Source organism: Prochlorococcus sp. MIT2308 (assembly GCF_059772345.1).
Genome location: NZ_CM186283.1, coordinates 361,673 through 375,358 on the forward strand (window position 1 = coordinate 361,673; position 13,686 = coordinate 375,358).

Below are 13,686 nucleotides of genomic sequence, written 5' to 3' on the forward strand. Positions count from 1 at the left end.
ATGACTGAATCACTTACTAATCAACAAAGATCTGAATTAAATCCTCAACTACTAAATAATATTTTAAAAGAATACATTCAAAACACAGTAATAGAAAAATGGGATTTGGGAGCATCATTAAGTAGAGATATTTCTGTGCAAGTTCAGCAAGGTAATGCAAAACAGCTAAAAGGCTCTCAACGAAACTCAATGACATTGAGAGTATGGAATAAAAATAATCAGGTTGGTATTACAAGCACTTCTGACTTGACGAGTGAAGGCATAAAAAAAGCCATGAAAGGTGCCATTGAAGCTAGCCTTTTCGGTAACGAAAAAGAATCTCCAGAATTCTCTCCATTAGCACAAACAGAATTAAATGAAATTGAACAAAAAGTATCGAATTCTCATTCAATTGACCACTTACTTAAAATCCTTAAAAATGCAGAAAAACAATTAATCGATACTCATAATTCAATAAATTCTGTTCCATATAACGGATTAAATGAAACTTATATGGAAAGAATATATATTAATAGTGAGGGAGCTAGAAGGCATATGAAACTAACACAATCTTCTATATATTTATATGCAAAGGCCGAGGAGAGAAACAAAAAGCCAAGAAGTGCGGGTGGTATCAGAATTAATTCTAATTTAGAAGAACTTGATATAGATTCTTGTATTAGTGAAACATCAGAAAAGTTAATTAGTCATTTGAAATATAAACCCATAGTGACAAATAAGTATCTGATTTGTTTTACTCCTGATGCCTTTCTTCAATTAATCAGTGCGTTTAGTTCAATGTTTAATGCAAGATCAATTATTGATGGACTTAGTTTAATGGGTGAAGATTCAATAGGTAATAAAATCTCCGTCTCTAATTTAAATATAAGCGACGAGGGCCTTCATCCTGAAAACGTAGGAGCATTTAGCTTTGATGGCGAAGGAACTCCCACACAAAACATTAACTTAGTAACTGATGGTGTACTAACTAACTTACTTCATTCAGAAGCAACAGCAAGAAAATTTGGTGTTAAACCCACAGGGCATGCAGGTTTAGGAGCTAAGGTATCGGTTTCTCCAGATTGGTTAGTTGTAAGCAAAAGTCAAAATTCAATTGATAAAGATGAAACTCTAAGTGTTAAAAATACACTCAAAGAATATGTATTAATTGATGAACTATCGGCGATACATTCTGGAGTAAAAGCTAGTCAGGGTTCATTCTCTTTACCTTTTGATGGTTGGATTGTTAATGATGGTAAGAAGACATCCATTGAAGCTGCAACTATTGCAGGTGATATCTTAAAAGTTCTAAAGAGCATCGTGAAAATTGAAAATGAACAGATCGTTACCCATCAAGGGATCAGCCCCCATGTTTGGGTTGAAAACATGTCAATAACCGGCGAAGCGTGAAGATAGTTTTTTGGGGAACACCTAAATATGCTGCCGAAAATTTAATAAATATAGTAAATGCTGGATACGAAGTTATTGCTGTAGTTACACAACCAGATAGAAAGCGTGGACGCGGAAAAAAATTAATACCGTCTCCAGTAAAACAAACAGCAATAGATTTAGGTATACGTGTTCTGTCAACAACATCCATAAGAAAAGATCAAAATACAAGGGACATACTCATAGGTTTGAAAGCAGATATTTATATTGTTGTAGCTTTTGGTCAGATTCTTCCAAAAGAAATTTTAGATATTCCTAAACTTGGTTGTTGGAATAGTCACGCCTCCTTATTACCTTTGTTGAGAGGCGCAGCTCCAATTCAGTGGAGTATTCTAAATGATTATAAAAAGACAGGTATATGTATTATGTTAATGGAAGAGGGGTTAGACACAGGTCCGATTGTTGAACAGCAGGCCACGGTTATAAATGATTTAGATAATCTTGAAATACTTACTAATAAACTATCCGAAATTTCATCACAGTTATTAGTAAAATTTCTAAGAAAGCTAACTCTATTAAATTGTTTAAACAAATCAACAATTCTAGAAGAATTAAACGCTATTGATCAATCACAATTAAATTTAAATCCTACTTATGCAAGACAAATTGAAAAAGAAGATTACTTAATAGATTGGAATCAAAATGCTAGAACAATAATAAAGAAAATAAATGGATTATATCCCAACGCTTACACACTTCACAATGGTAAAAGAATTAAAATACTAAGTGCAAACAATGTTTTTCATAATGAAAAAAAATTTGATTTTAACAATACAGATAATGAATCAATGGTAAATAATATACCTGGAGAAATTATTATGATAAACAAACAAAATGGACTAAAGATAATGGCTAATGATTATGCAATCCAAGTAACTTATGCTCAACTGGAAGGGAAGAGGGCTACAGATAGCTATACTTTATCAATTCAGGCTGACCTAAGAGTTAAAACTATATTAGGAAACTAAAGATTATCGATTTTAATCTCTTTATTTGAAAAACCCCAAAGGAAAACGCATAACATCACTAAAAAGAATAAATATTCAGGTATGACTAATTTGTATAAAATCAATTGAATAATTAACTTTAGTCCAATAATGCCAACTGCAATATAACCAGCTTTTTCTAAATTAATATATATTTCTAGCCACTTTATAAACAATCCTGATGTAAACCGTAGTGCTATAACTCCAATAATTGCTCCAGTAATAACCAAAAGAAATTGATCGCTTATTGCTACGGCTGCCGTAATACTGTCTATTGAAAATGCCAAATCTGTTGCAGCCAATAAAAGTATAACCCTAAATAATGAACTTATAGATTTGGGATTATTATCTATTTCATTACTAATTGAGATATTATTATTTATAGTAATAAATTTCGATAAAGATAGTGATATTAAATATATACCACCCACTAACTTAACTGGCCAAAAATTTAAAAAGAATTGTGCAGTTAGGATTACAATTATTCTTAATAATAAAGCAATAAAGATCCCAATATTCAGTGCTTTTTTTTGAAGTTCAATATTATTCAAATTCTTAGTTATAGAGGCTAGAGCCACTGCATTATCAGCAGAAAGCACAAGCTCTAATGAAATTATAATTGGCAAAAGGGGAGCTAGTTCTACCCATCTATCGATACCATCAAGTAAGGGAGTTAAGGATCTAAGAGATGCTGAATCCATTAAATTACAAAAAAAGAGCTATTAGCACTGTCTGTTTGATATATGTTAACTCTAATGTTTCTAATTAGTGCTATTTCAAAAAGGTCATGAGAATTGAATCAAAACTATGTCACGTGTCTGAGATTAAAGTCATTGTTAAAGTATCTGGTTGGGTCAATGATCAAAATCTAGGGAGTGCACTGGCTGAGGGCTTAACAGTAGAGGATGCAGAAGACAAAGCAATCTCTAGGTTACATAAGAGGTTAAATAAAAAGACAACTAATGAGCAAGGATTAAAGAATATCAATGAAGATCTAATTAACACTCCATTGAGAGTAGAATTGCCTAATAGTAATAAAATTGAAAAAACAAATATCTCTAAAGAACCAAGTGATTGGAGTGATGAACTAACAGCGATAGATGCAGAAATTGTACGCCTAAAATGGTCTAGAGATGATGAAATTAATTTTCTAGAGAAAACCTTTGGTTATAACAACCGGGGCAAAATAACAAATTATAATGATATTGTAAAGTATCTTAATCTATTAAAGAAGTTAGATAAACCCACTCAGACTCAATTTGTTGCAGACAATATTAATACTTTAATAAGAGAATCTGACAATATACTTAGAGACTTGTCGTGGGATCATATACAGGGAAGAGAATATTTACTAAGGGAATTTAATGTTTCAACTAGAAAAGAACTAAATGAAGAACAATTATTATCATTTGTCGAAAAGCTAAAATCAATTAGAAATCAATCTTAAAATTATTAGCCCTTCTCAACACGACAGATTAAATGTTAAGGTAATCTTGAAGATATATGTAAAAGAGAAATAGTGTCTTTAGAGTCAATTACTAGTTTTTTAGAAAATCATCCATTAACAAATGAGTTAATTGAACGAACAAATAGAAAAGATAGATTAATATTAACCGGAGCCTCGAGAACAGCAAAAGCCTTAATCACTAGTTCACTTGCTAAAAAAGATGCAAAAGTATTATTAGTAATTGTACCAACTTTAGAAGACGCAACTAGATGGTACCCATTAGTTAAAGATTGTGGCTGGACTAAAACATGCTTATATCCCACGAGTGAAGCTTCTCCATATGATTCAATACAAGTAACATCAGAGATAATATGGGGTCAATTACAAGTTATTAGCGATATATTTGAATTAAAAGAACATGAGAATATCGCAATAATTGCTACAGAAAGATCGTTACAACCACATCTTCCTCCATATGAATATCTTAAATCTATGTGTATTAAATTAAAAATAGGAGATGAAATAACGCTAAGTAATTTATCTACTAGACTAAGTGAGTCTGGATATATTAAGACTAATAATATTGATCAAGAAGGAACTTGGGCAAGACGTGGAGATATAATTGATATTTATCCAGTTAGTAGTGAATTACCAATTAGATTGGAGTTGTTTGGTGACCAAGTAGATAAGATTAAAGAATTTGATCCAATATCACAAAGATCATTAGATAAAATTGATAATATTTGTATTACTCCAACAGGTTTTGAACCACTAATTATAAACAAACTTATTTCCATAAATGATAATGTCATATCAACACTTTTTCATGATGATGAGTATTCTGAGTTAGTCAATTCAAAAAAATTACTTTCTGCAAGAAAATATCTAGGTGTAGCATTTGAAAATCCATCATCATTACTAGATTACTTAGACGAAAATCCATTTATTATTGTTGAAGAAAGGCTACAATGTTTAACTCATGGAAATGCCTGGATAAAAATAGTTGAAGATAGTTATAATGAAGAAGTTAATGGTTTAGAAAGTTTAAAATCAATAAATAATATATTTAAACCAAACCTTCATAAAGATCTTAATCAAATTTTTGAATCTCTTAATAATTATAAAGGAATTGATTTAACAGACTTGGAAGATACTAACTCTAAAAGCAATGTATTTAATATTTCAAGCAAAACCCATAAATGGTTACCAAATCAATATGGAAAAATAAGTTTATCATTAAATGATTTCATCAAAAATAAATATTCAGTTTGGATAATTTCAGCACAGCCAAGCCGTGCAGTTTCTCTTCTAGAGGAACATGAATGTATCTCAAAATTTATAGCTAATAATAATGATATTAATGGTATTAACGGCATTTTAAAAGACAATATACCTGTAGCAATTAAAAATAATAATGAAGGCGAAATAGAGGGATTTTATCTCCCAGCATGGAAAATCGCTTTATTAACTGATAAGGAATTTTTTGGTCAAAATAATTTTTCAAGTACTGGATATGTGCGTAGAAGGAAACAATCTCAAAGTAAAAAAATCGATCCGAATAAGATGAACCCTGGTGATTATGTCGTTCATAGAAACCATGGTATAGGCTTATTTCAAAAAATACAGAAGTTAAGCATTAATGGTGAGTCAAGAGATTATTTGGTAATAAAATATATGGATGGGAAATTAAGCGTAGCAGCAGATCAACTTGGTAGTTTATGTAGATATAGAAATTCAAATTCAAAGACTCCTACTATCAGTAAACTAGGTGGCGCAAATTGGAATAAAATCAAGGAAAAAGCAAAGAGATCTGTTAAAAAGGTTGCTCTTGATTTAATTAAGTTATATGCAGAAAGAAGTAAAGAAAAAGGGTTTAAGTTTCCTAGCGATGCTCCTTGGCAAAGTGAATTAGAAGATTCATTCCCATACGCGTTAACACCAGATCAGGCAAAAGCAACAGCACAAGTAAAAGCTGACATGGAAGCTGAAAAGCCAATGGATAGATTAGTCTGTGGAGATGTTGGATTTGGTAAGACAGAGGTAGCAATAAGAGCAATATTTAAAGCTATTACTTCAGGCAAACAAATAGCTTTGCTAGCCCCTACAACTGTATTATCTCAACAACATTGGAGAACTATATCTGATCGATTTGCACCTTATCCAATAAGAGTTTCACTATTAAATAGATTTAAAACTATTAGTGAAAGAAAGCAAATAATAAATGGATTAAAAAATGGACAAATTGATGCTGTTGTTGGGACACATCAGCTCTTAAATAAAAAATTAGTTTATAAGGACCTAGGTCTTCTCGTTATCGATGAAGAACAAAGATTCGGTGTTAATCATAAGGAAAAAATCAAAGAGTTAAAAAAAAGCGTTGATGTATTAACTCTATCGGCAACCCCAATACCTCGAACGCTCTATATGAGTCTTTCTGGTGTACGGGAAATGAGTTTAATTACAACACCACCACCATTACGGAGACCAATTAAAACTCATTTAGCACCACTCGATAATGAAATAATTAGAAGCGCAATATCACAAGAGATTGATAGAGGTGGTCAGATATTTTATATAGTTCCTCGAATAAAAAATATAGATGATGTAGCAGAAAAATTAAAACTAATGATTCCAAATGTGAAATTATTGATAGCTCACGGTCAAATGGAAGAAGGAGCATTAGAGAATTCAATGCTTGCTTTTAATGCTGGAGAGGCTGATATTTTGCTATGTACAACAATTGTTGAAAGTGGATTAGATATTCCTAGAGTTAATACTATTTTGATTGAGGATTCACATAAATTTGGCCTATCACAACTTTATCAATTAAGAGGAAGAGTAGGCCGTAGTGGTATACAAGCACACGCATGGTTGTTTTACCCAAGCAATGAAAAATTAAATGAAACTTCAAGACAGCGCTTGAAGGCCATAAAAGAATTTAGTGACTTAGGAAGCGGTTATCAATTAGCAATGAGGGATATGGAAATAAGAGGCGTTGGAAATATTTTAGGTATTGAGCAAAGCGGGCAAATGGAAACAATAGGTTTCGATTTGTATATGGAATTATTGCAGGAAACAATCGCTGAAATTCAAGGACAAGATATACCTACAGTTGACGACACACAAATTGATTTACCAGTTACGGCTTTTATCCCTGGTGATTGGATAACAGATCCAGACGAAAAAATAAACGCTTATAGGTTAGCTACACAGTGTGAAACCAATGAAGCCTTACTTCATTTTGCTAGCAACTTGATTGATAGATATGGTGCATTACCAAAGGCTGTTGAATCATTAATTGAAGTTATGAAGTTAAAAATAATCGCTAAAAAGTGTGGTTTTTCGAGAATTAAGTTGTCTAAACCAAATCTTGTGCTTGAAACAATGATGGATGAGCCAGCTTTTAAGGTGCTTAGGAATGGATTAGCTAGTCATCTTCACGGAAGATTTATCTATAAAAAAGGTGATAGGTGCTCGACAGTTACTATAAGAGGTCTGGGTATATTGGATAGCGATAAACTTCTAGACCAATTGAGTGAATGGCTAAAATTAATGAACTCCCAAATAAATAGTTAATAAATTCTTAAATCAATTCCACGTTATTAGGCATGTCAATCTTTCAATTGGTTGATAAAAACGCTTTCAAAGGAAAATATTGCTATAGTCACCAAAATTTGAGTATTTTTACCTTGGGTGAAGTAATAGATATTAGTACTAACCAATACGGACTAAGTCTTTTTAGTGGAATGATTAGTCTCATTGCTATTGGGGTATATACGCTTTTAACTGTTGACACAGGGAACGATGATGATGATTCCGACTCAGGAAGTGGTGGATTAATGCAACCAGTTAATTAGCGAAAATTCATTTAGATATCAGGTTTGAAAGTTTTTCTCTAAAATCACCTTTAGGAATTCCACCCTTTAGCTCACCAATTATTTCGAATTCCCCCTCAGGATCATTAACTAGCAAATAAGTTGGCCATCCCATACCTTCTTTTGTAGGATATTGTTTTAATAATATTGGCCTATATTTTCTGTAAACCACTGTATCTTGAAGTTTTACGCTAATAAATTCAATACCTAATTCATTTGCAACTTTAGAATCGAAGAAACTCATCCTGTGACAGGTTCCGCAATCTTCGGAACTAAATTTAATTAGGGAAAAGGACATAACAAAATTTATATTGATCTAATACTAAACATACATATTAATAACAACTAGTTCAGTTATTAGTCTTATTGTTTCTTGCAATAATTGAAAAGAAAGGATCACCTTCTGCTGAATAAAACCCAAACAGCTTATCTTCATAGGTCTTTTCATTATATATTTTATCGACTCTCCAGCCGTTATCAGTAAGAACACTCTTTATGTATTCAATTCTATTTTCCTCAGAAGAATATGTCCATATATTTGGAGCTTTGGACCAGAAAGCACGATTGGTGAATGATATTATCAATAATGAATCAGATTTAATTATCCTTGATAGTTCTAATGAAACTTTTTCAGGATATTGAAGATATTGCCAACCCGCAACAATTAATCCAGCATCAATTGATGAATCTTCGATTGGCATGTTTTGTGATTTATTTAAATTTTGTACCCAGAATTTATCAAGTCGGTTATTTGAACGCAATTCATCTTCATTCATTCCATGACCAATAACTTTTTTATATCTCATTTTTAATGGTAAATGACTAACCCAACTACTCATTAAATCTAAAATTACGTGATGACTAAGAAGATATTCTGAGTAAATGGTTGTAAGTCTAGTTCTAAATGAATTGCTAAGGTGATGAACATATCTAGGCTGGTGATAAAAGATTTGATCATCACTATTATCAATTTTCTCTCTATCATTAAAGGAAAGCTTCATTACTTTAAATTTTTTTTATATTAGCTAACTTTTATTCTTTCGGTGAATATTAATAGGCTAATAAGTATTTATAAAATGGCAATGTTAAAAAAATATCTAAATAATAATTAATTAATACAAGAAATTTAATATATTTAGTCATGAAGTACCATAAAAAGAATGAAAAAGGATAATTAGAAATAAACTGTAAATGTCTTACTCATTTTGTTTTGATAAGGATTGATCGGTTTTAGTTGTTTCTATTATCTCATACTTATCATTTGTTGGGACATATACTAGTATGGAACAAGAAAATAAAAATATAATGATTGAAAATAGAAAGTTGATATTTGTATTAGAATTTGATAAGTTATTAGAAATATATTTTTTGCTAAAGGGCAATTCCTGATTAATATCCCATTGAATACTAAACCTAGAATCAAATCTTAAAAGATCTAAGCATCTTGTTAGGTCAGATAATTCAGAGTCATCTAAAATAATCTCTAGAGGATTCACTCCTTCTTTTGTACTTTTAAGTAGTAATTTATGACTCATACCGAATGGAGATATTGTGATAATGTTTTTTTTAGAGACAAATGTTTTTCTAATACCAGAGATATAAGATCTTGAGTATAGAAATATTACTTGCATTAAGTTATCAAGATGTTCCTTTTCTCCCTCAAGTAAAGGTGATCCTATGATTTTCAATGACCATGAAGATAAAATTCCGATTGTATTTTCCGAGTCACCATTTGATACATCGGGCATTCCCGATATTTTAAGGGATGAAGAGTTTTGATCAAATCTATAAGACAAATTAATCATTTATAAATTCTATGATTGTTGATACAAAGAGGCTTTCAAACGATTAGCTCCTCCTTTTCCACAGGACAATGAGAGTATGACTAATAACTCTCGGAAAAGGTCATTTTTATCTTCATTTAACAATGATGCAATATAGCTACGTTTTACATTCATCCTTTCACGAATAAGTGACTTAAGACGTGAATTAAATAAAGACCAACGCTCTTGATTAAGTGTCTTTGGCTCTTTTGAAGAAAGTAATTGCCTAATAATGGGGTAGAGATTTTCTGCCATAGAAGATATAAGTTCAACAAGGGAATCAATTTGCTCAGAAGATAGAGATGAATATGTATATGTATTCCTTAGAGGATTGGTGCATCTCATTTTCCAAAATTGAACTCTATTCGAGAAATCATCTGACAAGCCAATATTTTTGGCCTTTAGTAAAAGGGAATCAGTTGCATTGATTTGAAGTGTCTCAATAACCAAAATCAAAAAATCAACTTTTCTTGATGCATCGCTTGCGAGCACGCAATTAAAAAAAGGGTCACCAATAGATTTATCTTTATGCTTTGAGCCATTATTGACATGCGTAGAATTTAAATTGGATTTCTTCATACTTTAAATAATGACAGGAGATTGTTGATTGGCTAGCTTTGTTGTTAGTTTGAAAAAATCGAACAAGAATAATTTCAAACCATAGACAAATTGAAAGAATATATAAATGAAATAAAGATTTTCCAAAAGATGGAATAGTCTTCAAAGATATAAACCCAATAAATAAACATCCAAAGATATGGTATAAAGTAATGTTGCCTTTACAAAAGGCGATATCTTCTATTAAACCAGATTTTATAGCTGGGATTGAATCAAGAGGATTTATTTCAGCATATGCTTTAGCATTTACAGAAAAGGTTGGATTTATTCCTATAAGAAAAGCTAATAAGCTACCAGGTAAGGTATTGAGTGCTAATTATCAGCTTGAGTATGGTAAAGATAGATTAGAAATCCAGAAAAATCATTTGAAAAAGATAGTAGAATTATTGTAATTGATGATTTACTTGTGACAGGATGAACTGCAAATGCAGCAGGTAAATTTATAAGCAAGGCAGGAGGCGATTTGATTAGATATGCTTTTCTTGTTTAACTTATTGAACTTAGAGGTTGGTATAATTTAGATTCTAATTTGCTAATTGAAAGTATAATCTAGTATTAATTATTGTTTAACCACAAAAGTATCAACTTAAGTTGAGAAATTGTGATTAGACCATAACTCCACATAACAATAGGTAGTGGAGCATTATTAATAGAAGATCTTTTCAGTCCTAGTTCCAATGCACTCTTGCTTATCCCAAGTTTATTAATTATAAAGTTGCAAAGCTCATCAGAAGCTGGATTAATCTCATTATTAAAATTAATCATTTTATGTATGATGATTATAATCCATTTGTCATTAGATTAAGTACTTGCTTTCTGATTAAACTTGATTTTCTTAAAAACAAAAAAATTAATTTCCTTGCTATAAAAAAGATATTAACATTACTCCTTGAATATCTTACTAAGCTATCTGTCAATATAGAAATTATGAATACATCAAGAAACCTAGAAATTGAGTATAAAAAAGGAATAAAAGAATAATTATTTTTAAAAAAAGGTATCGACACGATATCTGAGAGGCACTTAACATCTCTCCAGCATAGATTTAACCCTTGGCCACCTACAGGGTGAACTTTATGTGCAGATTCTCCTACATAAATATATTTACCTGAGAAAAATGAATAGTTAAAGACAAACTTTATAGGAAAATAACCTAGCTCGTCAATTATTGTGTCTGGCTCAATACCATAAGGAAGAATTGTAGATATATAATCTAAAAATAATGATTTAGATAAACTCTTATTAAGTGTACCTTTTGCTATTGATTGACTACATATGATTTGAAATAAGTCCCCTCCAAGAGGTAAAACAGCAAATGGGCCTTCTGAGTTTAATATTTCAAATGCTTCATTAGACTTAGCTCCTCTTAATAAAACCCTAGCAGTAATACAAATTTGATCATAATTATGATTAAAGGATGGAGTTTTAAACTTTTTTTTAATAGCTGAATTTGATCCATCTGCTGCAACGATTAAATCGTAATTATTTGTATTAGGTATAACCGATGTAGGAATTTTATTAATATTATCAATCTTTGATATAAAATCTAATATTGATAACATCAGATTTTTGTGTTCTGCAACCCATCCTACAGCTGAATATTTTTGATTATATATATCTAAATCATTTACTAGAAATTGGACCTTTTTATTTAATTCATAATCAATAACATTTAGATATTGAAAAGGGACTAGATGAGACTGCAGATGAGTCCATATTCCAAGACTTAATAGTATTTTTCTAGAGGAATGTGTTATCGCGTATGTTCTATCTCTATTTACAAGTTCATCATCAGACAATCTTTCATAAAGATCAACTCTACAGCCAGCATTTGCTAATGATATTGCTGCTAGTGATCCAGTTAATCCGGAACCTATAATTGCTATATTCATATTTTTATTATATCAGTTATTACAATTTAAAATTAGTTAAAAATTCTCATATTAACAAATTCCTCAAATGCAGGTCTGAGAAGAAATGGATAAGTACCAACCCATAGATTAATTTCTGGGCACCAGGCATCGCTTATTGCTTGAATCCTATCGAAGTCTTTTCTATTACTAAAAACTACACAGTTAATTCTCATTCCTTTAGTTAGTATATTGAACTTATTTTGAAATGGAAAACTTATATTACCTATAAATCCATCTTCATCCTCTATATCCAAAACCACCCATTTTCTTTTTTTCTTTAACACCTCTAACCTACCATCTTTATTTGCTTGTTCTTGTTCAAGTTCGACCCTATCCTCTACATAAACATCAGAAATGTAACCATCAACTAAAGCTGAGAATGAGAAACTTTTAAACTTAGAATTTTTTCTACTAGCTTCAAGTATTGGTCCCCACAATATGTACAAAAGAAAGACAACACCTAGTACCAACCATAAAGAGTAAAACTGACTAGTTACTTGACTTTGGCTAATGAGCAAAGTAATTACACCTCCAATGGCGGAAATCATAATCCTTTGAAAAATTTTCTGGGGATTACCCAAGGCTGAATTAAATTGTTTCCCTGTTGCTACAGAGGGGATCAATTTATTTATTTCATTTTGCTTAATTGGAAATAACATTTGTATTAATAACTAAAGTATTTTCTCTAGTCCATAAACTAATTTATTGAATGATCTGATTTTTTTGACGACTAATAGCACTCCAGGCATGTAAGCAGATCGATCAATAGTATTGTGAGCTAACTCATAAGTCTCCCCATTGGATCCAAACATGACTTGTTGATGAGCAACAAGTCCAGGTAATCGAACCGAGTGAAGTCTCAAACCACTAGGACGGGATCCGCCTCGAGATCCTTCGAGAGATTCTTCTTCATCTACCAAAGATTTGTTAAATGTTGATCTTTGCTCCTCTATCAATTCAGCTGTTTTTATGCAGGTTCCGCTTGGAGCATCAGCCTTTTTGTTGTGATGCATTTCGGTAAGTTCCGCGAACTCATAAAAACGAGCAGCCGCTGCTGCTGCTTGCTGAAGTAAAACCATACCAACTGAGAAGTTTGGAACAATTGCTGAACCCAGAGATGCTTTTTCTGCAAATTTAGAAAGATCATCTAATTGATCTGGTGTTATCCCTGTTGTACCAATTACAGGATGGACTCCATAAGCAATGGATGTACGGGTGTGCTTATAGGCAACTTTTGGATGAGTGAAATCGACTAATACGGCGGCTTTATTTGAATTATCGTTTGGGAAGTTTTGACTAGCAGCACATAATGAGCCTTCAAAATCGCTTGAAAGAAAAACATCCAATGGCCCCAAACCTATTAATGAACCTATGTCTTGACCCTCTTTATCCTTCTGAGTATCAATTGCTCCAACAAGTTGATAATCATTGGATGAATTAATTGCTTTTATAACTTCAGATCCCATTCGACCTAAAGCTCCTGCGACTAAAACTGGTATTGATTGATTAGCAGAACTCATTGGATTTTTTTTTTACAATCATATTTGATATCGCTTGTAACACGCATTAACTAAATAACACACTAAAGGGCCACTG

General features: G+C 31.5%; 14 protein-coding genes and 1 pseudogene. 6 read left to right on the top strand and 9 right to left on the bottom strand.

All coding sequences use genetic code 11. The features are described from left to right. Together AC6EIW_RS01905 and fmt are read left to right on the top strand one after the other, a co-directional pair. Entirely contained in the window at positions 1–1,389 is a 1,389-nt protein-coding gene (locus tag AC6EIW_RS01905) for a TldD/PmbA family protein (RefSeq protein WP_498520934.1), read from the top strand. Beyond that, entirely contained in the window at positions 1,386–2,396 is a 1,011-nt protein-coding gene (fmt, locus tag AC6EIW_RS01910) for a methionyl-tRNA formyltransferase (RefSeq protein ID WP_498520935.1), read from the top strand. Before AC6EIW_RS01905 ends, fmt begins: the two co-directional genes overlap by 4 nt. On the opposite strand, the gene AC6EIW_RS01915 is transcribed toward fmt, so the two are convergent. Beyond that, complete coding sequence (locus tag AC6EIW_RS01915) at positions 2,393–3,115, bottom strand: TerC family protein (protein ID WP_498520936.1); 723 nt, start codon at positions 3,113–3,115, stop codon at positions 2,393–2,395. The genes fmt and AC6EIW_RS01915 overlap by 4 nt on opposite strands. A gap of 113 nt (positions 3,116–3,228) precedes the next feature. On the opposite strand from AC6EIW_RS01915, the gene AC6EIW_RS01920 reads away from it, so the two are divergent. From AC6EIW_RS01920 to AC6EIW_RS01930, 3 genes are all read left to right on the top strand, one after another. Beyond that, entirely contained in the window at positions 3,229–3,861 is a 633-nt protein-coding gene (locus AC6EIW_RS01920) for a hypothetical protein (protein ID WP_498520937.1), read from the top strand. Between the two features lie 72 nt (positions 3,862–3,933). Continuing rightward, positions 3,934–7,437 (top strand): transcription-repair coupling factor, encoded by a 3,504-nt coding sequence (gene mfd, locus AC6EIW_RS01925; protein WP_498520938.1) that lies wholly within the window; start codon positions 3,934–3,936, stop codon positions 7,435–7,437. A gap of 32 nt (positions 7,438–7,469) precedes the next feature. Next, positions 7,470–7,718, top strand: coding sequence for a hypothetical protein (locus AC6EIW_RS01930; RefSeq protein WP_498520939.1), 249 nt, complete (start codon positions 7,470–7,472; stop codon positions 7,716–7,718). Between the two features lie 7 nt (positions 7,719–7,725). On the opposite strand, the gene AC6EIW_RS01935 is transcribed toward AC6EIW_RS01930, so the two are convergent. The 4 genes from AC6EIW_RS01935 to AC6EIW_RS01950 all read right to left on the bottom strand — a co-directional run bounded on the left by AC6EIW_RS01935 (position 7,726) and on the right by AC6EIW_RS01950 (position 10,138). Then, a complete protein-coding gene (locus tag AC6EIW_RS01935; RefSeq protein ID WP_498520940.1) occupies positions 7,726–8,034 on the bottom strand; it encodes a TlpA family protein disulfide reductase in 309 nt (102 codons plus the stop codon). Positions 8,035–8,086: 52 nt separating this feature from the next. Further along, complete coding sequence (locus tag AC6EIW_RS01940; RefSeq protein WP_498520941.1) at positions 8,087–8,737, bottom strand: SAM-dependent methyltransferase; 651 nt, start codon at positions 8,735–8,737, stop codon at positions 8,087–8,089. Positions 8,738–8,932: 195 nt separating this feature from the next. Next, on the bottom strand, positions 8,933–9,541 hold the full coding sequence (locus AC6EIW_RS01945; RefSeq protein ID WP_498520942.1) for a DUF4335 domain-containing protein: 609 nt from the start codon (positions 9,539–9,541) through the stop codon (positions 8,933–8,935). A gap of 9 nt (positions 9,542–9,550) precedes the next feature. Continuing rightward, on the bottom strand, positions 9,551–10,138 hold the full coding sequence (locus AC6EIW_RS01950) for a DUF3038 domain-containing protein (RefSeq protein ID WP_498520943.1): 588 nt from the start codon (positions 10,136–10,138) through the stop codon (positions 9,551–9,553). 81 nt (positions 10,139–10,219) lie between these two features. On the opposite strand from AC6EIW_RS01950, the pseudogene AC6EIW_RS01955 reads away from it, so the two are divergent. Beyond that, positions 10,220–10,730 (top strand): annotated as a pseudogene (locus AC6EIW_RS01955) (adenine phosphoribosyltransferase). Between the two features lie 2 nt (positions 10,731–10,732). Here AC6EIW_RS01955 and AC6EIW_RS01960 read toward each other — a convergent pair. Genes AC6EIW_RS01960 through dapB form a run of 4 tightly spaced genes read right to left on the bottom strand, consistent with a single transcriptional unit; the run spans position 10,733 to position 13,610 of the window. After that, positions 10,733–10,942: a DUF2949 domain-containing protein gene (locus AC6EIW_RS01960; protein WP_498520944.1), complete on the bottom strand. Its 210-nt coding sequence runs from the start codon at positions 10,940–10,942 to the stop codon at positions 10,733–10,735. Positions 10,943–10,956: 14 nt separating this feature from the next. After that, positions 10,957–12,069, bottom strand: coding sequence for an FAD-dependent monooxygenase (locus AC6EIW_RS01965; protein ID WP_498520945.1), 1,113 nt, complete (start codon positions 12,067–12,069; stop codon positions 10,957–10,959). A gap of 32 nt (positions 12,070–12,101) precedes the next feature. Then, on the bottom strand, positions 12,102–12,749 hold the full coding sequence (locus AC6EIW_RS01970; protein ID WP_498520946.1) for a DUF8619 family protein: 648 nt from the start codon (positions 12,747–12,749) through the stop codon (positions 12,102–12,104). A gap of 12 nt (positions 12,750–12,761) precedes the next feature. Then, a complete protein-coding gene (dapB, locus tag AC6EIW_RS01975) occupies positions 12,762–13,610 on the bottom strand; it encodes a 4-hydroxy-tetrahydrodipicolinate reductase (RefSeq protein WP_498520947.1) in 849 nt (282 codons plus the stop codon). Between the last annotated feature and the right edge of the window lie 76 nt (positions 13,611–13,686).

Excerpts from the sequence above, each read along its gene's own strand:
- AC6EIW_RS01905 (WP_498520934.1), top strand. The coding sequence starts at position 1 with ATGACTGAATCACTTACTAATCAACAAAGATCTGAATTAAATCCTCAA.
- AC6EIW_RS01970 (WP_498520946.1), bottom strand. The coding sequence starts at position 12,749 with ATGTTATTTCCAATTAAGCAAAATGAAATAAATAAATTGATCCCCTCT.
- AC6EIW_RS01950 (WP_498520943.1), bottom strand. The coding sequence starts at position 10,138 with ATGAAGAAATCCAATTTAAATTCTACGCATGTCAATAATGGCTCAAAG.
- AC6EIW_RS01935 (WP_498520940.1), bottom strand. The coding sequence starts at position 8,034 with ATGTCCTTTTCCCTAATTAAATTTAGTTCCGAAGATTGCGGAACCTGT.
- AC6EIW_RS01940 (WP_498520941.1), bottom strand. The coding sequence starts at position 8,737 with ATGAAGCTTTCCTTTAATGATAGAGAGAAAATTGATAATAGTGATGAT.
- AC6EIW_RS01965 (WP_498520945.1), bottom strand. The coding sequence starts at position 12,069 with ATGAATATAGCAATTATAGGTTCCGGATTAACTGGATCACTAGCAGCA.
- AC6EIW_RS01930 (WP_498520939.1), top strand. The coding sequence starts at position 7,470 with ATGTCAATCTTTCAATTGGTTGATAAAAACGCTTTCAAAGGAAAATAT.
- AC6EIW_RS01915 (WP_498520936.1), bottom strand. The coding sequence starts at position 3,115 with ATGGATTCAGCATCTCTTAGATCCTTAACTCCCTTACTTGATGGTATC.
- dapB (WP_498520947.1), bottom strand. The coding sequence starts at position 13,610 with ATGAGTTCTGCTAATCAATCAATACCAGTTTTAGTCGCAGGAGCTTTA.
- AC6EIW_RS01945 (WP_498520942.1), bottom strand. The coding sequence starts at position 9,541 with ATGATTAATTTGTCTTATAGATTTGATCAAAACTCTTCATCCCTTAAA.
- AC6EIW_RS01960 (WP_498520944.1), bottom strand. The coding sequence starts at position 10,942 with ATGATTAATTTTAATAATGAGATTAATCCAGCTTCTGATGAGCTTTGC.